Origin of the sequence: Paraburkholderia nodosa, from assembly GCF_001718195.1 — a bacterium.
Classification (GTDB): Bacteria; Pseudomonadota; Gammaproteobacteria; order Burkholderiales; family Burkholderiaceae; genus Paraburkholderia; species Paraburkholderia nodosa_A.
This window is the reverse complement of sequence record NZ_MCNV01000006.1, coordinates 1-20,326: the sequence shown is the minus strand read 5'-3', so window position 1 is coordinate 20,326 and position 20,326 is coordinate 1. Positions and strand designations below refer to the sequence as shown.

At 64.3% G+C, this 20,326-nt stretch carries 17 protein-coding genes; 6 read left to right on the top strand and 11 right to left on the bottom strand.

Annotation, left to right across the window (positions count from 1 at the left end):
- Window positions 1-114 precede the first annotated feature (114 nt).
- A complete protein-coding gene (locus BFD71_RS12770; protein WP_069264237.1) occupies window positions 115-822 on the top strand; it encodes a response regulator in 708 nt (235 codons plus the stop codon).
- 149 nt (window positions 823-971) lie between these two features.
- On the opposite strand, the gene BFD71_RS12765 is transcribed toward BFD71_RS12770, so the two are convergent.
- A complete protein-coding gene (locus tag BFD71_RS12765; RefSeq protein WP_028203433.1) occupies window positions 972-1,658 on the bottom strand; it encodes an orotate phosphoribosyltransferase in 687 nt (228 codons plus the stop codon).
- Between the two features lie 378 nt (window positions 1,659-2,036).
- Between BFD71_RS12765 and BFD71_RS12760 the strand changes: the two genes are divergently transcribed.
- Window positions 2,037-3,278: an MFS transporter gene (locus BFD71_RS12760; protein WP_069264235.1), complete on the top strand. Its 1,242-nt coding sequence runs from the start codon at window positions 2,037-2,039 to the stop codon at window positions 3,276-3,278.
- A 216-nt stretch (window positions 3,279-3,494) separates the two neighbouring features.
- A complete protein-coding gene (locus BFD71_RS12755) occupies window positions 3,495-5,780 on the top strand; it encodes an NADP-dependent malic enzyme (RefSeq protein ID WP_069264231.1) in 2,286 nt (761 codons plus the stop codon).
- Between the two features lie 90 nt (window positions 5,781-5,870).
- Here the strand turns inward: BFD71_RS12755 and BFD71_RS12750 are convergent, their stop codons facing one another.
- On the bottom strand, window positions 5,871-9,473 hold the full coding sequence (locus BFD71_RS12750) for an indolepyruvate ferredoxin oxidoreductase family protein (RefSeq protein WP_069264230.1): 3,603 nt from the start codon (window positions 9,471-9,473) through the stop codon (window positions 5,871-5,873).
- Between the two features lie 405 nt (window positions 9,474-9,878).
- On the opposite strand from BFD71_RS12750, the gene BFD71_RS12745 reads away from it, so the two are divergent.
- Window positions 9,879-10,067, top strand: coding sequence for a hypothetical protein (locus BFD71_RS12745; RefSeq protein ID WP_028203437.1), 189 nt, complete (start codon window positions 9,879-9,881; stop codon window positions 10,065-10,067).
- A 146-nt stretch (window positions 10,068-10,213) separates the two neighbouring features.
- Here BFD71_RS12745 and hppD read toward each other — a convergent pair whose 3' ends face one another.
- Window positions 10,214-11,311: a 4-hydroxyphenylpyruvate dioxygenase gene (gene hppD, locus BFD71_RS12740; protein WP_069264228.1), complete on the bottom strand. Its 1,098-nt coding sequence runs from the start codon at window positions 11,309-11,311 to the stop codon at window positions 10,214-10,216.
- Window positions 11,312-11,451: 140 nt separating this feature from the next.
- Here hppD and BFD71_RS12735 point away from each other — a divergent pair, with 140 nt between their 5' ends.
- Complete coding sequence (locus tag BFD71_RS12735) at window positions 11,452-11,946, top strand: Lrp/AsnC family transcriptional regulator (protein ID WP_069264226.1); 495 nt, start codon at window positions 11,452-11,454, stop codon at window positions 11,944-11,946.
- A gap of 82 nt (window positions 11,947-12,028) precedes the next feature.
- On the opposite strand, the gene BFD71_RS12730 is transcribed toward BFD71_RS12735, so the two are convergent.
- The 8 genes from BFD71_RS12730 to paaA form a co-directional block, all read right to left on the bottom strand.
- On the bottom strand, window positions 12,029-12,694 hold the full coding sequence (locus tag BFD71_RS12730; RefSeq protein ID WP_069264224.1) for a GNAT family N-acetyltransferase: 666 nt from the start codon (window positions 12,692-12,694) through the stop codon (window positions 12,029-12,031).
- A 265-nt stretch (window positions 12,695-12,959) separates the two neighbouring features.
- Window positions 12,960-13,562: a TetR/AcrR family transcriptional regulator gene (locus BFD71_RS12725; protein ID WP_069264222.1), complete on the bottom strand. Its 603-nt coding sequence runs from the start codon at window positions 13,560-13,562 to the stop codon at window positions 12,960-12,962.
- 6 nt (window positions 13,563-13,568) lie between these two features.
- A complete protein-coding gene (locus BFD71_RS12720) occupies window positions 13,569-14,393 on the bottom strand; it encodes a DUF1835 domain-containing protein (protein WP_069264220.1) in 825 nt (274 codons plus the stop codon).
- Between the two features lie 165 nt (window positions 14,394-14,558).
- Window positions 14,559-15,647 (bottom strand): 1,2-phenylacetyl-CoA epoxidase subunit PaaE, encoded by a 1,089-nt coding sequence (paaE, locus tag BFD71_RS12715; RefSeq protein ID WP_069264219.1) that lies wholly within the window; start codon window positions 15,645-15,647, stop codon window positions 14,559-14,561.
- A gap of 1 nt (window position 15,648) precedes the next feature.
- Window positions 15,649-16,182: a 1,2-phenylacetyl-CoA epoxidase subunit PaaD gene (paaD, locus tag BFD71_RS12710; RefSeq protein WP_069264216.1), complete on the bottom strand. Its 534-nt coding sequence runs from the start codon at window positions 16,180-16,182 to the stop codon at window positions 15,649-15,651.
- Between the two features lie 29 nt (window positions 16,183-16,211).
- Window positions 16,212-17,018: a 1,2-phenylacetyl-CoA epoxidase subunit PaaC gene (paaC, locus tag BFD71_RS12705; RefSeq protein ID WP_069264213.1), complete on the bottom strand. Its 807-nt coding sequence runs from the start codon at window positions 17,016-17,018 to the stop codon at window positions 16,212-16,214.
- A 9-nt stretch (window positions 17,019-17,027) separates the two neighbouring features.
- Window positions 17,028-17,312, bottom strand: a complete 285-nt coding sequence (gene paaB, locus BFD71_RS12700) for a 1,2-phenylacetyl-CoA epoxidase subunit PaaB (RefSeq protein WP_028203445.1) — start codon at window positions 17,310-17,312, stop codon at window positions 17,028-17,030.
- Window positions 17,313-17,352: 40 nt separating this feature from the next.
- The gene (gene paaA, locus BFD71_RS12695) at window positions 17,353-18,351 is read right to left on the bottom strand and encodes a 1,2-phenylacetyl-CoA epoxidase subunit PaaA (RefSeq protein WP_069264211.1); all 999 of its coding nucleotides are present in this window, start codon (window positions 18,349-18,351) and stop codon (window positions 17,353-17,355) included.
- Between the two features lie 264 nt (window positions 18,352-18,615).
- On the opposite strand from paaA, the gene BFD71_RS12690 reads away from it, so the two are divergent.
- Complete coding sequence (locus BFD71_RS12690) at window positions 18,616-19,875, top strand: SGNH/GDSL hydrolase family protein (protein ID WP_069264209.1); 1,260 nt, start codon at window positions 18,616-18,618, stop codon at window positions 19,873-19,875.
- The last annotated feature ends 451 nt before the right edge of the window (window positions 19,876-20,326 follow it).

Genomic DNA, 20,326 nt, shown 5'->3' with positions numbered 1-20,326 from the left:
AGTCGTATATTCTCCCGCTTAGGCACGTGGAGCTGTCGGACGCCGGAACAACAAGCGAAATGTGGACTGGCCGAGCGCCAAAGCAACAAGCAGGTTTGCCTACACGGAGGGCTAATGCAGCAACCAATCAGGGTCGTAGTCGCCGACGATCATCCGGTGATCTTGTTTGGTGCGGAACATGCACTGCTCAACTTTCCCGGCATCAAGGTAGTAGGGCGCGCCCGTCAGTCCACCGAACTCGTCAAGGCGTTGCAAGCCGGTCCCTGCGATGTGCTGGTGACTGACCTTGCCATGCCGGGCGGCCAGTACGGCGACGGTTTGCCGCTCATCGGCTACCTGCGGCGCAACTTCCCGAACGTTCCCATCGTCGTCCTCACGATGCTCGAAAATCCCGCGTTGCTCAAACGCCTCGGTGAACTCGGCGTGTTCGCGGTGGTGCACAAATCCGACGACCTGAGCCACATCGGCCTCGCCGTGCAGCATGTGAGCCGCAATCTCGAATACATGAGCCCACAGGTCAAGACCGCGCTCGATCAACTGCGCATTAACAGCGGCGGGAAAACCGATGAAGTGATTCTCTCAAAGCGAGAACTCGAGGTCGTGCGACTCTTTGTTTCGGGCATGACGATTAAAGAAATATCCGAGAAGCTGAACCGCAGTATTAAGACTATTAGTACTCAGAAGAACACGGCGATGCGCAAGCTCGGACTCGATCGAGACTCCGAACTGTTCCAGTACGCGCAGAGCAATGGCTTGCTCAATCTCTCCTCGTACGCGCCCAATGTGCCCGAAGCGGGCGGCGAGGCAGAAACGGCGCATTGATCCTGCCGCGCGACCCCCGCTCGACATTCGCTCGACGTTCGCTCGACGTTCGCATTACACCGCTGCACCAGCCAGAAAAAAGGCCATCTGCCCAGAGGCAGATGGCCTTTTGCCACGCGCTCACGCTTGTGCGAGCGCGATTCGAGCGCTTACTGCGGCGCCGACGTCGCGCCGCCGTGCGCAGCCGACCACTCAGCCGGTGCGTGCAGGAATTTCTCGACTTCGTCGAGCGTCTTCGTTTCGAAGTAGCCCGACTCCTTGGCGACGCGCAGCACGTCCCACCAAGTGGCGAGCGCGTGCAGGTCGACGTCGATGTCCTTCAGGACCGAGACGCTTTCCTTGAAGATGTTGTAGTGGAACAGCACGAAGCAGTGGTTCACCTGCGCGCCGGCCGTGCGCAGCGCGTTGATGAAGTTGATCTTGCTGCGGCTGTCGGTGGTCAGGTCTTCGACGAGCAGCACGCGCTGGCCTTCGGTGAGCAGACCCTCGATCTGTGCATTGCGGCCGAAACCCTTCGGCTTCTTGCGCACGTACTGCATGGGCACCATCAGGCGGTCGGAGAGCCAGGCCGCGAACGGAATGCCCGCGGTTTCGCCGCCGGCCACGGCGTCGATCTGTTCGTAGCCGACGTCGCGCAGGATCGTGGCTTCGGCCATTTCCATCAGGCCGCGGCGCACGCGCGGATACGAGATCAGCTTGCGGCAGTCGATGTAGACCGGGCTCGCCCAGCCGGAAGTGAAGATGAAGGGCTTTTCGGCGTTGAAGTGCACGGCCTTCACTTCGAGCAGCATTTTCGCGGTTGCGTCCGAGATCGTCTGGCGATCGTAGCCTGTCATGGGCGAATCCTTGGATATGAGTGCGAGAGGAGGGTGGGCGCGTGGCCCAGTGGCGCTGGCACGGCGGGCGCGAAGCGTGGCTTCGGCGTCTGCGGTGCGCGGCCCGGGGGCGTGGATCGCCTGACCTTTTTCACTGCATGGGGTCAAGGCGACTCGCCCGGTCCGGACGGCTTCTCTTGCGCGCGTAGGCCGGTATTTTACCCGACTTGACGACTGCCGACGAGTCGCGCGGGCAAGCGCCGGCAGCGATGTGGGGCGCGAACGCCGGCGGCGCTGCGCTATGTGCGCCTGGCGTCGCGGTTGTGACGGCCCGGCCACGCCTTTACACTCACGCCGGTTTGCGCTCCCCGTGCACGTACGTTTCTCAGGATTGCCCACATGACCGCCGTTTCTACCAACCCTGCCGCCGCCACGCGCAGCCACGCCCTGCGTGCGCTGGTCGCCGCCGTGCTCGGCTACGCCATGGACGGCTTCGATCTGCTGATGCTCGGCTTCATGCTGCCGGCGATCAGCGCCGATTTGCATCTGTCCGGCGCGCAGGCGGGCGCGCTCGTCACCTGGACGCTCGTCGGCGCGGTGATGGGCGGTATCGTGTTCGGGCTGTTGAGCGACCGCTACGGCCGCGTGCGCGTGCTCACGTGGACCATTCTGCTGTTCGCCGTCTTCACCGGCATGTGCGCGCTGGCGCGCGGCTACGGCGACTTGCTCGTCTACCGCACGATCGCGGGCATCGGGCTGGGCGGCGAGTTCGGCATTGGCATGGCGCTCGTCGCCGAGGCATGGCCCGCGCAACTGCGCGCGCGGGCGTCGTCGTATGTCGGGCTCGGCTGGCAGCTGGGCGTGCTGGCCGCGGCGCTGCTCACGCCGCTGCTGCTCCCGCTGATCGGCTGGCGCGGCATGTTCGCCATCGGGCTGCTGCCGGCGGTCGTCTCGTTCGTGGTGCGGCGGCGCGTGGAGGAGCCCGAGCTTTTCATCGCACATGCGCAGCGCATGGCCGCTGCCGCCAGGGCCGAGCGCCCCCGCGCCCTGCGCATGCTCGTGGCCGATGCGCGCACCGCGCGCGCGAGCCTCGGGGTAGCCGTGCTCTGCTCGGTGCAGAACTTCGGCTACTACGGGCTCATGATCTGGTTGCCCGCGTACCTTTCGAAGTCCTTTGGCTATTCGCTCACGAAGTCGGGGCTGTGGACCGCCGCGACGGTTGCCGGCATGGCGCTCGGCATCTGGCTTTTCGGCATCGCCGCCGACCGGTTCGGGCGCCGGCCCGCGTTCCTGTTCTATCAGGCGGGCGCCGTGGTCATGGTATTCGTCTATGCGCAGCTTTCCACGCCGTTCGCGCTGTTGATCGGCGGCGCAGCAATGGGCGTGTTCGTCAACGGCATGATCGGCGGCTACGGCGCGCTCATCTCCGAGCTGTATCCCACTGCGGCACGCGCCACCGCGCAGAACGTGCTGTTCAACATCGGCCGCGCCGTTGGCGGCTTCGGGCCGCTCGCCGTGGGCGCGCTGGCCGCGCGCTATTCCTTCACGGCGGCGCTCGGCATGCTCGCCGCCATCTACGTGCTCGACATCCTCGCGACCCTCTTCCTGATTCCCGAACGACGCGGCGCCGCGCTCGAATGAGCAGCGCGCAACCGTAAGACAAAAGCGCGGAACTATTCCGCAATATCGGCCGCGCGAATTCCCGGTATCAGTCTTTGACCCACGTGGACGCGAACGGCGCCAGGTGTACACTATTCGGCCCTGCTGGAACGCTCGTGCCGTGCGGGCCGGCGGGCCTACGACCATAAAAGATTCTCTCTCACGTCTCTCACCTCTCACGTCCAGGCAGGCCTGAAAATGGATGAACAACTGAAGCAAAGCGCGCTCGCGTATCACCAGAATCCGAGGCCAGGCAAGATTTCGGTCACACCGACCAAACCGCTCTCGAACCAGGTCGATCTTTCGCTCGCTTACTCGCCCGGCGTTGCGGCCGCGTGCATGGCGATTCACGAAGAACCGCTCGATGCGCAGAAATACACCTCGCGCGCCAACCTCGTCGGCGTCGTGACGAACGGCACGGCCGTGCTCGGCCTCGGCAATATCGGCCCGCTCGCGGCCAAGCCGGTGATGGAAGGCAAGGGTTGCCTTTTCAAGAAGTTCGCCGGCATCGACGTGTTCGACATCGAACTCGACGAAACCGACCCGGACAAGCTCGTCGAAGCCATCGCGATGCTCGAGCCCACGCTCGGCGGCATCAACCTCGAAGACATCAAGGCGCCCGAGTGCTTCTACATCGAGAAGAAGCTGCGCGAGCGCATGAAGATTCCGGTCTTCCACGACGATCAGCACGGCACGGCCATCATCGCTTCGGCGGCGATTCTCAACGGCCTGAAAGTGGTCGAGAAGAAACTCGATGAAGTGAAGCTCGTGTGCTCGGGCGCGGGCGCAGCGGCGATCGCGTGTCTGGACCTGCTCGTGAATCTCGGTCTGAAGAAAGAGAACGTCCTCGTCACCGACTCGAAGGGTGTGATCTACGAAGGCCGCGGCAATCTCGATCCGTCGAAGGCGCGTTACGCCGCCAACACCGAAGCGCGCACGCTCGGCGACGCGATCAAGTCCGCCGACGTGTTCCTCGGCTGCTCGAGCGCAGGCGTGCTCAAGCCCGAGATGGTCAAGGAGATGGGCGACAAACCGCTGATCCTCGCACTCGCGAACCCGGAGCCGGAAATCCGCCCGGAAGACGCGAAGAAGGTGCGCCCGGACGCGATCATCGCCACGGGCCGTTCGGACTATCCGAACCAGGTCAACAACGTGCTGTGCTTCCCGTTCATCTTCCGTGGCGCGCTGGATGTGGGCGCGACGACCATCACGGAAGAGATGAAGCTCGCGTGCGTGCGCGCGATCGCGGAACTCGCCGAGGAAACCGATCAGGGCGACGAAGTGGCGAAGGCCTATGAAGGCCACACGCTCGAGTTCGGCCCGGAATACCTGATTCCGAAGCCTTTCGACCCGCGCCTCATCATCAAGATCGCGCCGGCCGTGGCGCAGGCCGCGATGGATTCGGGCGTGGCCACGCGCCCGATCCAGGACATGGAAGCCTACCGCGAGCAACTGGGCGCGACCGTGTATCGCTCGGGCATGGTGATGCGTCCGGTGTTCGCGGCGGCGAAGGCCAACTGCGCGCGCATCGTGTTCGCCGAAGGTGAGGACGAGCGCGTGCTGCGTGCCGCGCAGTTCGTGCTCAACGAGAAGATCGCCAGGCCGATCATCGTGGGCCGTCCGTCGGTCGTGGAAATGCGCCTGAAGAAGATGGGCTCGAAGCTGCGTCCGGGCACCGACTTCGAGATCGTCGATCCCGAAGACGATCCGCGCTTCCAGAAGAGCTGGCAGGCGTACCACGAACTCGGTGCGCGTCAGGGCATCACGCCTGAAGTAGCGAAGGCTTCGGTGCGCAAGTTCAACACGCTGATCGGCGCGATTCTCGTGCATCTGGGCGACGCCGACGGCATGGTCTGCGGCCTGCTCAACAGCTTCGACTATCACCTCAAGTTCATCGATCAGGTGTTCGGCAAGGCGAAGGAAGCCGGGAACTACGCCGCGATGAACCTGCTGATGCTGCCGGGCCGCAACATCTTCATCAGCGACACCTACGTGAACGAAGTGCCGAGCGCCGAGCAGCTCGCCGACATGACGATCCTCGCCGCGCGCGAAATCGAGAAGTTCGGCATCACGCCGAAGGTCGCGCTGCTTTCGTCGTCGAACTTCGGCAGCGTGCGTTCGTCGACCGCGCAGCGCATGCAGGCCGCACGCGAGCTGATCGCCGCGCGCGCGCCGCAGCTCGAAGTGGACGGCGAAATGCACGGCGACGCGGCGCTCTCCGAGCTGATCCGCAAGCAGTCGTTCCCGGGCACGACGCTCACGGGCGAAGCGAACCTGCTGATCATGCCGAACGTGGAAGCGGCCAACATCGCCTACAACCTGCTGAAGGTGATCGGCGGCGAAGGCGTGACGGTCGGCCCGTTCCTGCTGGGCGCGTCGAAGCCGGTGCACATCCTCACGCCGGCCGCCACCGTGCGACGCATCATCAACATGACGGCGGTGGCTTCGGCGAACGCGAACGTGGCGAAGGCTGCAGCGAAGTAAATCGCTTTGGCGTGAATCGCCTGATGTGAAAAGGGCGCTCCGTATTGCACGGAGCGCCCTTTGCTTTTACCGCCTCGAATCAGGTGAGCGTCAAGCCGCGTGCCGCGCCGCGCCGTTTTCCGGCGAGCGCCATTTCGCGAGCAACGTGGCCCACTTCGCGCGCGCGGCCTTGAGGTTGTTCTCCTTGATATGGCCGTAACCGCGAATCGCGTCGGGCAGGTTCGCGAGTTCCAGCGCGAGCGGCAGATTCGCCTCGCTCAGACCGCCGATCACTTCGCGCATCAGCGTTTCGTACTCGCCGATCAATGCGCGTTCGTGACGGCGTTCCTCAGTGCGGCCGAACGGGTCGAGCGCCGTGCCGCGCAGGAACCTGAACTTCGCGAGCACGCGCATGGCCGTGAGCATGCGCGGGCCATACTGCTTCTTCACGAGCTGGCCTTTGTCGTCATGCTTCGCGAGCGAGGGCGGCGCGAGATGGAAATTCACCTTCCAGTCGCCTTCGAAGCTCGCCTTGATCTTCTCGATGAACGCCGGGTCCGCGTAGAGGCGCGCGACTTCGTACTCGTCCTTGTACGCCATCAGCTTGTGCAGGTTCTTCGCAACAGCCTCGGTGAGCGGAGAGTGGCCGTCCACATGCTCGAGCTTCGCTTCGGCCTCGCGCACGCTTTCGACGAACGCGCGATAGCGCCGCGCGTATGCCGCGCTCTGATACGCGGCGAGATACTGCGCGCGCTTTTCGATGAGCGTGTCGAGCGCCTTTGGCGTGTGCAGCGAGACGATCTTCGCGCCGGCCGCTTCGGCGTTCTGCTCGGGCATCGGCTTCTTCACGAGCTGATCCACGGCGGCGCGATCGTGCGCCACGCGGCGGCCCCATTCGAACGCCGCGAGATTCTTCTCGACCTGCACCGCGTTCAACTCGATCGCGCGCACGAGCGACTCGTGCGTGAGCGGCAGCCAGCCCTTTTGCCACGCGTAGCCGAGCACGAACGGGTTCGTGTAGATCGCGTCACCGAGCAGCGCGAGCGCGTAGCGGTTCGCATCGACGGTCGCGACGTGGTCCGTGCCCGCCGCGGCGCGCACGTCGGCTTCGGTGTTGGAGCCCGGGAACTGCCACTGCGGATTCTTGATGAACTCGGCGGTCGGCGTGGGCGCGCTGTTGAGCACCACGTGCGTCATGCCCTCCTGCATGCGCGAGACGCAGTCGTCGCCGGCCGTCACGATGGCGTCGCAGCCGATCACGAGGTTCGCCTCGCCCATGGCGATGCGCGTCGCGTGGATGTCGCCGGGGCGGTTGGCGATCTGCACGTGGCTCATCACCGCGCCGCCCTTTTGCGCGAGGCCGGTCACGTCGAGCACGGTCACGCCCTTGGATTCGAGGTGCGCGGCCATGCCGAGCAACGCCCCAATCGTCACCACGCCGGTGCCGCCCACGCCCGTCACGAGCACGCCGTAGGGGCGGTCGATAGCGGGCACGTCGGGCGTCGGGACGGTCGGCATCGCTTCGTTCGCGACGCTGCTCGTCTTCGGCTTGCGCAGCTGGCCGCCTTCCACCGTCACGAAGCTCGGGCAGAAGCCCTTCAGGCACGAGAAGTCCTTGTTGCAGGTGGACTGGTTGATCTGGCGCTTCGTGCCGTATTCCGTATCGAGCGGCTCGACGCTCAGGCAATTCGACTGCACCGAGCAATCGCCGCAGCCTTCGCACACGGCCTCGTTGATGACCACGCGCTTCGCCGGGTCCGGATACGTGCCGCGCTTGCGGCGGCGGCGCTTTTCGGTGGCGCAGGTCTGGTCGTAGATCAGGATCGTCGTGCCGGGAACCTCGCGCAGTTCGCGCTGGATCGCATCGAGCTGGTCACGGTGGTGGATCGTCACCCCCGGCGCGAGCTTCGTGGCGGGTTCGCCTTCGTACTTTTCGGGTTCGTCGGTGACGATCACGATCTTTGCTGCACCTTCGGCGGCGACCTGATGCGTGATCTGCGGCACCGTGAGCGTGCCGTCGACCGGCTGGCCGCCCGTCATCGCGACCGCATCGTTATAGAGGATCTTGTAGGTGATGTTCGCCTTCGAGGCGATCGCCGCGCGGATGGCGAGCAGGCCCGAGTGGAAGTAGGTGCCATCGCCCAGATTGGCGAACACGTGCTTGTCGTTCGTGAAAGGCGCCTGACCGACCCACGCCACGCCTTCGCCGCCCATCTGGCTGAAGGTGCTCGTGCCGCGGTCCATCCACACCGTCATGTAGTGGCAGCCGATGCCGGCCATCGCGCGCGAGCCCTCGGGCACGTTCGTCGATGTGTTGTGCGGGCAGCCCGAGCAGAACCACGGCTTGCGCTCCGCCTGGACGCGCGGCTTCGCGAGCGCCTTTTCCTTGGCCTCGATCACGCTCATGCGCGCCGCGATACGCGCGCGCACGTCCGAAGGCAATTCGAACTTGTCGAGCCGCGTGGAGATCGCCCGGGCGATGATCGCCGGCGACAGCTCGTAGTGCGCGGGCAGGAGCCAGTTGCCCATCGGCACCGACCATTCGCCGCCCGCACCGTCCTTTTCGTCGAACTTGCCGTACACGCGCGGACGCTGCGCGTCGGGCCAGTTGTACAGCTCTTCCTTGATCGCGTATTCGAGAATCTGGCGCTTTTCCTCGACCACGAGAATCTCTTCGAGGCCGCGCGCGAAGGCGTGCGCGCCCTGCGCCTCGAGCGGCCACACGCAGCCGACCTTGTAGAGCCGGATACCGATGCGCGAGCAGGTTTCGTCGTCGAGGCCGAGGTCGGTGAGCGCCTGGCGCACATCCAGATACGCCTTGCCGCCCGTGATGATGCCGAAGCGCGCGTGCGGCGAATCGATCTCGATGCGGTCGAGCTTGTTGGCGCGCACATAGGCGAGGCCCGCGTACCACTTGTAGTCGAGCAGACGCGCTTCCTGTACGAGCGGCGGATCGGGCCAGCGGATGTTAAGGCCGCCCTCGGGCATCGCGAAGTCTTCGGGGAGGATGATGTTCGTGCGATGCGGATCGAGCTCGACCGACGCCGACGATTCCACCACGTCGGTCACGCATTTCATTGCGACCCAGAGGCCCGAGTAGCGGCTCATCGCCCAGCCATGCAGGCCGAAGTCGAGATATTCCTGCACGTTCGAGGGGAACAACACCGGTAGTCCGCAGGCCTTGAAGACGTGCTCCGACTGGTGCGCTAGCGTGGACGATTTGGCCGCATGGTCGTCGCCGGCGAGCACGAGCACACCGCCGTGCGGGGACGAGCCGGCGGAGTTGCCGTGCTTGAACACATCGCCGCTGCGGTCGACGCCCGGGCCCTTGCCGTACCACATCGAAAACACGCCGTCGTATTTCGCGGACGGGTACAGGTTCACCTGCTGCGAGCCCCACACGGCGGTCGCGGCGAGGTCTTCGTTCACGCCTGGCTGAAAGACGATCTGATGCGCGGCGAGATGCTGCTTCGCCTTCCAGAGGGACTGATCGAGACCGCCGAGCGGCGAGCCACGATAGCCTGAGATGAACCCCGCGGTATTGAGACCGGCGGCCTTGTCGCGCTCCTGCTGCAGCATCGGCAGGCGGACCAGCGCCTGGATGCCGCTCATGTACGCGCGGCCGCGTTCGAGGGTGTATTTATCGTCGAGCGTGACGGAAGCGAGTGCGGCTTCGAGCGAAGCGCGCTGACCTGCGTCTAGCGGGGCATTCATTATGTGTCTTCCTCCATCCAACCAATCCGTTGTGGGATCGCCAGAACTTCAGGGCCTCGGCATCTTGTGAATGCTCTGGCCGGGGTCGCCATATTGGCTTCTTTCTTTCGATAGTAGCACTCGGATAAACCCGCCGCTTCGAGCCTCGGAGCGCAGCGCCGCACTCCGCTGCATGTTTCGGGCCCGCGGCGCCTTGTCGCGCAAGCGGCCTGAAACCCCTGTGTAATAACGGATGTATCGAATTCCTCAGAGGAGTAACAACGTGTAAAACTTGCACTACCTGGGAACCGGACTTGAATATCCTGTCTAACTCCCTCACCTGTGCGAACCGCGCAGCTTCCCTGGCTGTTAACAGTTATTAAAAGGGGCACTACTGCAACAGGCAGTCTAAAAAAGGAGTCCAGCATGAATAATCGACATATCCAGACCTTCCTGACGGTCTCGGCTGCGTTCTTTGCCATGAGCGCGCCGCTGCATTCGAACGCCAGCACAAAGAGCGGCGAGAATGCGACGACCCGATGCGCCCAGTACACGCTGAGCATGAAGGCTGATACGAACGCCATGCCGGCCGCGAAGGCCGAACGCAAATCCTGATGCCGCGCTGATCCGCGCAGTATTCCATTCACCCGAATCCGGCGCCGGGGTGTGCGGCGGCGGATTCAAAAGTCAAAAAGGGCGAAGATCGCGCGATCTTTCGCCCTTTTTGTTTGGCTTTGGCCGAAATTACTGATGCGAGTGCGTCATGCCTTGTCCTGCACAACGCCACGGCGGATCTGATCGAGTTCGATCGATTCGAACAGCGCCTTGAAGTTGCCCTCGCCGAAGCCCTGGTTGCCCTTGCGCTGGATGATCTCGAAGAAGATCGGGCCGATCTGGTTCTCCGTGAAGATCTGCAGCAGCAGGTCTTCGGGCATGCCGTCGATCAGGATCTTGCGCTTCTTGAGTTCTTCGAGCGGCTCGGTGTGGCCCGGAATGCGGCGGTTTACGAGCTCGTAGTACGTGTCGATCGTGTCGAGCAGCGCGATTTCGCTGGCGCGCAGGCCGTCCACGGTGCGGTAGATGTCGTTCGTGCCGAGCGCGATGTGCTGGATGCCTTCGCCGTGATAGGCGTCGAGATATTCCTGGATCTGGCCTGCCGTCTCGCCGCCTTCCTCGTTGATCGGGATGCGGATCTTGCCGCAGGGCGAGGTCATCGCCTTCGACTTCACGCCGGTGACCTTGCCTTCGATGTCGAAGTAGCGGATTTCGCGGAAGTTGAAGAGGCGTTCGTAGAACTCGGCCCATTCGTTCATGCGGCCGCGGTGGACGTTGTGCGTGAGGTGGTCGATATAGGTGAGGCCGTGGCCGACCGGGTTCTGCTCGGCGCCCGCGATCGGCTCGAAGTCGACGTCATAGATGCTGATGTCGCCAATGCTGCCCGGCGCCGCGCCGTTCTTGCCGCGCCAGCGGTCGACGAAATAGATCAGCGAGTCGCCAATGCCTTTGATGGCCGGAATGTTCAGCTCCATCGGGCCCGTCTTGTTGTCGAAGCCCCACGCGCCGAGTTCGAGCGCGTGCTTGTAGGCCTTGGCGGCGTCCTGCACGCGGAAGGCGATCGCGCAGATCGACGGGCCGTGCAAACGCGCAAAGCGCTGGGCGAACGAGTCGGGTTCGCCGTTGACGATGAAGTTGATATCGCCCTGACGATAGAGCGTCACGTCCTTGTGGCGATGGCGCGCGATGGCCGTGAACCCCATGCGTTCGAACAGTTTGCCGAGCGCCTTGGGGTCCGGCGCGGTGTATTCGATGAATTCGAAGCCGTCGGTGCCGACGGGGTTCTCCCAGTTGGGGACCTGCATGATTGTCTCCTGGCTGATGTAGATCAGATTTCGTGCTGCACAGTGTAGTCCGCCGTATTGGGAGAAAACTTGCGAGTTGGGTCGCATTGCTGTCGATCTACGCTATAAACTGCCTTAAATGAGTGTTGAGAAGGCAGAAAATGGCAAGCATCGAATTGGACGCGATCGACAGGCGCATTCTGGCAATCCTTCAGGAGAATGGCCGGCTCTCGAACCAGGAGATCGCCGAGCGCGTGAATCTCTCGCCCAGCCCGTGTTTGCGGCGCATCCGGCGGCTGGAGGAAAGCGGCGTGATCCGCAGCTACGTGGCGCTGCTCGATGCGCAGAAGCTGGGGCTCGACCTGCTAGCCTACGTGAACGTGCGGCTGGAAAAGCGCGGGCCGACGGCGGCGGGGCGCGAAGGCGTGACGCACGCCCAGCTGTTTCGTGCGGCGGTGCAGACCTGGCCGGAGGTGGTGGCCTGCCACGCGATGACGGGCGACATGGATTTTCTGCTGCGCGTGCAGGTGGAGGATATGGCGCACTTCTCGCGCTTCGTGCAGGACCAGTTGCTGCACCATCCTTCGGTGATCGACGTGAAGTCCAGCTTTTCGCTCGACACGTTCAAGGAAACGACGGCTTTGCCGATCCGCTGACTGCGCGGCACTGTGCAGCAGACGCAAAAAAAGCGGCCGAAGCCGCTTTTTCAGTGCATCAGTCTGTCCCGAAGGGCAGGAGTCACGCCGCGACAGCCTGCGGCAGGATCGATTCCATCAGCTTGCTGGCCTGGCGCGCCTGACGCTTGAGCGCGTAGTCGAACACGGCGGCCTGTTCCTGGAGCATTTCGGCGATGATGCTGCTCTGGTCGGCCGGCTCGAGCGAGAGATAGGCGTCGGCTTCGCCGTAGGCGTACTCGATCTTCATGCCCGACTTCTTCGCGATGTGCATCATCGTCGAGTTGCGCGACAGGCAGTGCATGTAGAGCGTGGTGACGTGCGTGTTGCGGCTGCGGATGGCGGCGCGCTCGAACAGCTTCGAGCCGATGCCCTGGCCGCGCGCGCTTTCCAGCACGGACACGCCGAACTCGGCCGTGCGGCCGTTGCCGTCCGCCGGCAGGTAGGCCAGATGGCCGACGCCCACGAGTTGCAGCTGATGGTTGAACACGCCGAACACGGTGTCGCGCGTGAAGTCCATCGAGCGCACGTACTTTTCGATCACGTGGTCCGGCGCGGCCTGGCCGAAGCGCAGCAGACGGTCATCGCTGTCGAGCGAGAGGAAGTGCGCGAGCAGGCGTTCGCGGTCTGCCGAGGTGAGCACTCGCACCATGACGGGCGCATGACCGGACGTCAGCGGACGAACGGACGATATGATCGGCACGTTGGCTTGGGTCGAAAGCGGGTTCATGGTGGGTTCTCCTTAAAATGCATGCCGCATGATGCAGCGCAAAACGCATTCTAGCGGAAACCCTAGGTGCGCTCTAGGGAAAACCCGGAGTGCAAATTTGAGTGTTGCGCCTAATTAATAAAAATCTGAGCGCAAACCACTGATTATTAAGGTTTATTCTGAGTGGGTCGTTTGACTCGTCAACTGTTGTCCTGACGCATCATGTCGCGTTGCAGCAATCTGGCCCGAAAAGTTCTGTCGCCCGGAGCACCGTCCCAAGCCACCTTCAGGCGCCCTTCAGACCGTGATCGACCATGGCGATCACCTGCTCGGCGAAGTCGCGATATCCCATGCGGCCGCCGGGTTTGAGCCACGTAAACGTCCAGTTGATCATGCCGAACACCATCATGGTCAGCGCAGTCTGGTTTTCGCTCGTGACGTGGCCCGGATACGCGCGCGCGAGTTGGCGCGTAAATGCGGCGACCACGTCGCGCTGGCGGTTCAGGATGATCTCGCGCTGGGCGTCCACGAGGTATTTGACGTCGTTCAGGAGCGCCACGTGGCGGCTGTGCGAGGTTTCGTACTCGGCGAGAAACGCGCGAATCAGCTCCGCGAAGCTCTCGCGCTCGTCGTGACCGCGCCGCTGGCTTGCGCCTTCGACCTCCGCGATGATCAGCATGAGCCGCTTGGTGTAGCGATCGAGCAGGTCGAAGAGGATCGCTTCCTTGCTCTCGTAATAGTGATAGAGCCGCGCCTTCGAGGTGCCGCTGGCGGCCGCGAGATCCGACATCGAGGTGCTCGGGTAGCTCGTCTGCGCAAATTTGGCGGCGGCGAGCTCGAGGATCTGGTCGCGTTGGGTTTCGTGGTCGGGCGCTCGGGTGCGTGCCATGGGAATTCAGCGGGGGAGGGAAAGGTGCGCGGCGGTTTGCGGCAGCGGCGGACGCGCGGCGCGCGCGGCAGCGGCGAGCGGGGCGCAGGCGGCGCACATATCGTCGCGCAGGCGCAGTTCTTCGGCCGCGCACAACTCGCGCAGGCGCCACAGCACGACCGGCTCGCCAACCGTGAAGCCGGCGCCGCCACGCGTGAGGGCTGCGCCGAGCACGTCGCTGGCGAGCCAGGATGCGTCCGCCGGACGGTCTTCATGGGCGTCGAGCACGTCGAGGATCATGGCGTCGAGGTCGCTCCACGTGCCGCTCGTAAAGGTGTTGTCGCGCCAGCGGCGCGTCTCGCCATTGGCGAACTTGGCTTCCTGCCACTCCAGCGCGAGACGCGTGATGCGCAGGACCGAGATCGGCGCGGCGTCCGGCAAGCGCGCCTCGATGCGGGTTGCAGCGTTCGGGCCCGAAATTTCGTCGGCAGTCAGACGCACTTCATTCAGGCGCTGCGGGACGTCGCGCAAGCGGTAGCAGACCCGCCGCAACGCGAGCTGGTGGGCGGCGTCGTGCGTGTGCCAGAACACCACGTGGGAATCGTCGGCTTCGAGCGCACCCAGCGCCGCACAGTCGTCGTGGGCGAGGGTTGGCGGCGCATCGCTCAGGCGCTCCCAGAAGGCGGCGCGTTGCGCGACGCCTGGGTCGCCCGCCACGTCGATGTCGCGCAACGGACCGACCGTCAGGTCGTCGCGCAGGGCGATCACGCGGTCCGGACGGCCTGCCGCTTCGAGAGCCTGTCGTAGCGCCGTCACGGCCGGCTCGCCGTAAATGAGGTGAATCGTGGTCATCGACAACTCGTTGCGTTCACGCTGAACGCCCTGTAAGCCCGAAAGCACGCAAATAACAAAAGGAGCCGCCCGCGGGTGCTGCAGCGCTGCGCTGCAACACCCGCGGGCGGCCCCTAGTGTAAGCGGATCGCCTGCGGGCCGAAAGCGTGCTGTTGCTCTAACGCCTTAACGTTCGTCGAAACTCACGACCACACGCTCACTCACCGGATGGCACTGGCAGGTGAGCACGAAGCCGTCCTTCACCTCCTGCTCCTCGAGCGTGTAGTTCTTGTCCATCTTCACTTCGCCTTCGAGCACCTTGGCGCGGCAGGTGCAGCACACGCCGCCCTTGCACGCGTAAGGCAGCGCCAGACCCGCCTTCAGGCCGACGTCGAGCAGGCTTACGCCCTCGTATGGCAGGCGCATCTTGCGCTTCTTGCCGTCGATGACGATTTCGAGGTCGGCCGCCGGCGTGTTTTCGGTGATCTCGACGTTCGGCACGCCCGCCTGCGGCAGCGGCGAGCCGAAGCGCTCCACGTGCACCTTCTGCGGCGGTACGCCCGCGTCCTTGAACGCGGCTTCGGCGGCGTCCATCATCGGGCCGGGGCCGCAGATGAAGGCTTCGTCGATCTCGTCGGCGGGCAATAGCGTTTCGAGGAACGCCGCGCACTTGGCCTGATCGAGCACGCCGTTGAAGAGCTCGACGTCCTGCAGGTCGTCCGAGAGCACGTGATAGAGGCGGAAGCGGCTCATGAAGCGGTTCTTCAGGTCTTCCAGCTCTTCGGCGAACATGATCGAGTCGACGCTGCGGTTGCCGTACACGAGCGTGAACGCGCTGCGCGGCTCCGTTTCGAGCGTCGTCTTGATGATCGCGAGCACGGGCGTGATGCCCGAACCGCCCGAGAACGCCACGTAGTGCTTGCCGTGCTCGGCATTCAGGTGCGTGAAAAAGCGGCCATCGGGCGTCATCACGTCGATCTCGTGGCCGGGCGCGAGCTGGTCGAACGCGAAGTTCGAAAAACGCCCGCCGCGCACGCGCTTGATGCCGATGCGCAGCTCCCCATCGCGGTCGTAGTCGGTGACGCCCACGCAGATCGAGTACGAACGACGCGTTTCTTCGCCATCGATGTGCGTCTTGAGCGTCACGAACTGCCCCTGGGTGAAGCGAAACGCCTCGCGCAGCTCGGGCGGGACTTCGAAAGCGACAGAGACCGCGTCCGCGGTTTCGGGCCGCACTTCGCGGATGCGCAGCGAATGGAATTGCGGAGTGGCCATATCAGTACGGTTTGAAGTAGTCGAAGGGTTCGCGGCAGTCGATGCAGCGGTAGAGCGCCTTGCACGCGGTCGAGCCGAACTGCGCGAGGCGTTCGGTGTGCTGCGAGCCGCAGTGCGGGCAGGCGGGCGCGGGCAACGGCTTCGGTTTCGCGATGAAGGTGATCGGCTGTTCGGCCGATCGAGGCGCGGAGCCGCAGTTGCCTGTGGGCGGCGCGATGCCATAGGCGCGCAGCTTCTCGCGCGCTTCGTCGGTGATCCAGTCGGTGGTCCACGCGGGCGTGAGGGTCGTCGCGATGCGGTAGGGCGCGAGCGCGGCGGCGTCGAGCGCGTGCGCGACGTCCTCCGCGATCTGCGACATCGCCGGGCAGCCGGAGTAGGTGGGCGTGATGACCACTTCGATCTGGCCGTCGTCGGCGCGGCGCACGTCGCGCAGAATGCCCAGTTCGCGGATCGACACGACCGGAATCTCCGGATCGGGCACCGATTCCAGCACTTCCCAGGCGCGTTCGAGCGCGTGATCTGCCGTTGCTTGCATCGTGACTTCCTTTGTTCCTGCGGGGGTGCTTACCAGCGCGCGTCCGGGTGCTGGCGCGCGAGGCTCTGCATCTCGGCCAGCACGAAACCCATGTGCTCCGAGTGCTCGCCGTGCTTGCCGGTCGTGACGTGCAACACCGGCGCGGGCATGGCGAGCGTGGCTTCTTCGAGCGCGGCTTCCACGTCGGTGCGCCACGCCGCTTCGAACTGTGCGGCGAGCGGCGCGATGCCGGCTTCGGCCACGGCCGTTTCCACGGCATCGGTGCTGAAGAATTCCCGCGTGTACGGCATCAGCCAGTCGATGGCGGCCTGGGCGCGGCGGTGCGATTCGTCGGTGCCGTCGCCGAAACGGATCAGCCACTCGCGCGCATGGTGCACGTGGTAGCGCGTTTCCTTGATCGAGCGCTCGGCGATTGCGGCCAGTTGCGGGTCGGCGGAGCGCAGCAGCGCGGTCCACAGATGCCCCATCAGCGTGGCGTAGAGGAAATTGCGCACGATCGTCACGGCGTAGTCGTTGGCCGAATGCGTCGTGCCGGCGAGCGGGCCGAAGTGCGGCAGTTCTGCGAGCGTGTAGTTCGCGAACTCGCGCTCGGCGCGGAAGTAGGCGTAGTCGTCCTCCGTGCGCTCGCGGCCGGTGAGGGCCTTTTCGAGCGTGGCGGCATGCGTGTAGAGCAGGCGCGCCTGACCGATCAGGTCGAGGCTCATGTTGGCGAGCGCGATGTCTTCTTCGAGGATCGGGCCGTGGCCGCACCATTCCGTATTGCGCTGACCGAGGATCAGCGCCGTATCGGCGAGGCGCAGCACGTACGCGAGTTGTTCAGGCGTGGGCGTCGTCATGTTGCGCTCTTACATGTGGTTGACTTCGTCGGGCAGCGTGTAGAACGTCGGGTGGCGATAGATCTTGTCGCCGGCCGGCTCGAAGAGCTCGGCCTTTTCGTTCGGATCCGATGCCGTAATTGCCGACGACGGCACCACCCAGATGCTCACGCCTTCCTGGCGGCGCGTGTAGACGTCGCGCGCCATGCGCAGCGCCATCGAGGCGTCGGAGGCGTGCAGGCTGCCACAGTGCTTGTGGTCGAGGCCCTGCTTGCTACGCACGAACACTTCCCAGATCGGCCATTCCTTGTTCATCGTGGATCTCCTTCCTTCCTGATTCATGTATGAGGTGTGCTCAAGCTGCGTGCTTTTCGGCGCGCTGACGTTGCTTTTCGGCGTGGGCGAGGGCGGCTTCGCGCACCCACGCGCCTTCGTTGTGCGCCTTCACGCGCGTGCCGAGACGCTCGCGGTTGCACGGGCCGTCGCCGTTCACGACGCGCCAGAATTCTTCCCAGTCGATCGTGCCGTAGTCGTAGTGGCCGCGCGCTTCGTTCCATTTCAGATCGGGATCGGGCAGCGTGACTCCCAGCACCTTCGCCTGCTCGACCGTCGCATCGACGAACTTCTGGCGCAGGTCGTCGTTCGAAATGCGCTTGATGCCCCATTTGGCGGACTGGTTGCTGTGGACCGAATCGGCGTCGCTCGGGCCGAACATCATCAGCACCGGCCACCACCAGCGGTTCACGGACTGCTGAACGAGTTCGCGCTGCGTTTCGGTGCCGCTCATCATGGCGAGCAGCGCGTCGAAGCCCTGACGCTGGTGGAACGACTCTTCCTTGCAGATGCGGATCATGGCGCGCGCGTACGGGCCATACGTGCAGCGGCACAGCGGGATCTGGTTCATGATCGCCGCGCCGTCCACGAGCCAGCCGATCACGCCGACATCGGCCCACGTGGGCGTCGGGTAATTGAAGATGCTCGAATACTTGGCCTTGCCGGCGTGCAGGGCGTCGACGAGCTGGTCGCGCGAAACGCCGAGCGTTTCCGCCGCGCTATACAGATAGAGGCCGTGGCCTGCTTCGTCCTGCACCTTGGCGAGCAGGATCGCCTTGCGCTTGAGGCTAGGCGCGCGCGAGATCCAGTTGCCTTCCGGCAGCATGCCGACGACTTCCGAGTGCGCATGCTGCGAGATCTGGCGCACGAGCGTCTTGCGATAGGCTTCGGGCATCCAGTCCTGCGGCTCGATCTTGCCGTCGGCGGCCATGATGGCGTCGAACTGCGCCTGCTCCGGCGAGGTTGCGTCCGCGCCGAGCGGGGCAACGTTGCCGGGGATGTCGAGGGATTGCGTGTACATGGAGACGCTCTCGTCGAAGTTGGGTATGTCGCGCAGTATAAACCAACCGACCGGTCGGTAAATGAATTTTTTGAGGTAGGGCAAAGAAATCGGGTCTACCGCTGAGTTTTAGTGGGGTAGCAGCAGGAATGCCTGGGATTTGTTGGTGCGGGCGGCTTGTGCGTGGGTTTCGCGTGGTTTCGTGCGCTGGATTGTCAGGTGGATGGAAGGCTGCGCACCGGGCCATGGGGCACAATGCCCCTTTGCCTGCGCACTCGTTCACGGATGAAGATTTCTTTTGCTCCCCTCGCGGCCGCGACCGCTTTGTTCATTTCGCTTGGCGCCACGTCTCCGGCGTTCGCGGATCAAGCCCCGAGCCCCTGGGTCACGAGCTGGGCGACGCCGCTGCAGTCGATTCCCGAGCGCGACGCGCTCCCTGCGCTGTACCGTGCGCCCGAGGTGGCCGGACGTACCGTTCGCCAGATCGTGTATCCGACGCTGGGCGGCACGGTCGCGCGGGTGCATGTGAGCAATCTCTATGGGCGCACGCCGCTCGTGATCGAGGCGATGGCGATTGCACCGTCGGCCGGCGGCGCGGCGGCGAGCGAGGCGGGCACGGTGCACGTGACCTTCGGCGGGCGGGCGTCGGTGTCGGTGCCGCCCGGCGCGGCGCTCGATAGCGATCCGGTCCAGATCGATCTGAAGGCGCACGCGCCGTACGCGATCAGCTCCTATATGGGAGCCGAGCAAAAGATGGTTGCGTGGCACCGCGTGGCGAGCCAGGTGAATTACGTCTCTCGTCCGGGCAATCACGTCGCCGATCCGTCGATTGGCGCGTTCACCCAGCGCTTTACGCAGTACGCGTGGGTGACGGGGCTGGCGGTCGAGGCGCCGGGGGCGTCGACAGTCGCGGCGATCGGCGATTCTATTACCGATGGCATGCGTTCCTCGCTCAACCAGAACCGTCGCTGGCCGGACGCGTTGGCGCGCCGCATCGCCCAGTCGCAGCGCACGGATCTCGGCGTGATCGATCTCGGGATCAGCGGCAACCGGCTGCTGAGCGATTCGCCTTGCTATGGCGAGGCGCTCGAGCGGCGCTTTGGCCGCGACGCACTCGGCCATCCGGGCGTGAAGACCGTGGTGGTGCTCATCGGCATCAACGACATCAACTTCCAGGCGATGCCGGCGCGATCGGGCCTCGACTGCGACTTTCCTCATACGCACGTGGACGCGAACGACCTGATCGCGGGCTACCGCCGCGTGATCGCGCAGGCACATGGGCGCGGCGTGCGCATTTTCGGCGCGACACTCACGCCAGCTTCACTGCCGCCGGAGCGCGAGGCAATCCGCACGGCGGTGAACCAGTGGATTCGGACGAGCGGGGCGTTCGACGGCGTGGTCGACTTCGATGCCGCGCTGCGGGACCCGGCAGATCCGGCGCGACTGCGTTACGGCTATGACAGTGGCGACCACATCCACCCAAGCGATGCGGGCTACGCGGCGATGGCGAATGCGGTGCCGCTGGAGGTCCTTACCCGCAAGTGAGGAATATTTTCGCCACCCCCTTGCACAGGGCCGGCGGGGGCGATAAGATTCGCCCCCTTCGCAGTTCGATGTCTCCGACGTCAGGGCAGCGAGGGCCGCCGCGGAAACCGGCGGACGCAGGAGTCAGCAAGCTTTTTCAAGCGGTGAGCGAAGAAAAGGGGTTGACGAAGCGGAAAAGATTCTTCATAATCTCGTTTCTCTGCTGCTGACGCAGCAACGCAGAAAGAAGCCGGTAGTTGAGCAGTTTTAACGGCGCTTTCGCGATCGATCTTTAAAAATTTACAGCCGATAAGTGTGGGCGCTTGATGCGGTGGCGACCCGGCCTCGTTCTTCGGAATGAAGCCGGGAGCAGCAAAAGTATCAAGAGTCTCACACTAAAGTAAGTCAGGTTTTTGAATTTATTCAGAACCTGTCAGCTTTGAGTGAGCGACCGGTCTCGAGAGAGACCGAA

What these genes read in the sequence shown, in the direction of transcription:
- paaE (WP_069264219.1), bottom strand. Translation starts at nt 15,647, where the DNA reads ATGGCCACTCCGCAATTCCATTCGCTGCGCATCCGCGAAGTGCGGCCC.
- BFD71_RS12725 (WP_069264222.1), bottom strand. Translation starts at nt 13,562, where the DNA reads ATGGCACGCACCCGAGCGCCCGACCACGAAACCCAACGCGACCAGATC.
- paaC (WP_069264213.1), bottom strand. Translation starts at nt 17,018, where the DNA reads ATGACGACGCCCACGCCTGAACAACTCGCGTACGTGCTGCGCCTCGCC.
- BFD71_RS12735 (WP_069264226.1), top strand. Translation starts at nt 11,452, where the DNA reads ATGGCAAGCATCGAATTGGACGCGATCGACAGGCGCATTCTGGCAATC.
- BFD71_RS12755 (WP_069264231.1), top strand. Translation starts at nt 3,495, where the DNA reads ATGGATGAACAACTGAAGCAAAGCGCGCTCGCGTATCACCAGAATCCG.
- paaA (WP_069264211.1), bottom strand. Translation starts at nt 18,351, where the DNA reads ATGTACACGCAATCCCTCGACATCCCCGGCAACGTTGCCCCGCTCGGC.
- BFD71_RS12750 (WP_069264230.1), bottom strand. Translation starts at nt 9,473, where the DNA reads ATGAATGCCCCGCTAGACGCAGGTCAGCGCGCTTCGCTCGAAGCCGCA.
- BFD71_RS12720 (WP_069264220.1), bottom strand. Translation starts at nt 14,393, where the DNA reads ATGACCACGATTCACCTCATTTACGGCGAGCCGGCCGTGACGGCGCTA.
- BFD71_RS12745 (WP_028203437.1), top strand. Translation starts at nt 9,879, where the DNA reads ATGAATAATCGACATATCCAGACCTTCCTGACGGTCTCGGCTGCGTTC.
- BFD71_RS12760 (WP_069264235.1), top strand. Translation starts at nt 2,037, where the DNA reads ATGACCGCCGTTTCTACCAACCCTGCCGCCGCCACGCGCAGCCACGCC.
- hppD (WP_069264228.1), bottom strand. Translation starts at nt 11,311, where the DNA reads ATGCAGGTCCCCAACTGGGAGAACCCCGTCGGCACCGACGGCTTCGAA.
- paaB (WP_028203445.1), bottom strand. Translation starts at nt 17,312, where the DNA reads ATGAACAAGGAATGGCCGATCTGGGAAGTGTTCGTGCGTAGCAAGCAG.
- BFD71_RS12730 (WP_069264224.1), bottom strand. Translation starts at nt 12,694, where the DNA reads ATGAACCCGCTTTCGACCCAAGCCAACGTGCCGATCATATCGTCCGTT.
- BFD71_RS12770 (WP_069264237.1), top strand. Translation starts at nt 115, where the DNA reads ATGCAGCAACCAATCAGGGTCGTAGTCGCCGACGATCATCCGGTGATC.
- BFD71_RS12765 (WP_028203433.1), bottom strand. Translation starts at nt 1,658, where the DNA reads ATGACAGGCTACGATCGCCAGACGATCTCGGACGCAACCGCGAAAATG.
- BFD71_RS12690 (WP_069264209.1), top strand. Translation starts at nt 18,616, where the DNA reads ATGAAGATTTCTTTTGCTCCCCTCGCGGCCGCGACCGCTTTGTTCATT.
- paaD (WP_069264216.1), bottom strand. Translation starts at nt 16,182, where the DNA reads ATGCAAGCAACGGCAGATCACGCGCTCGAACGCGCCTGGGAAGTGCTG.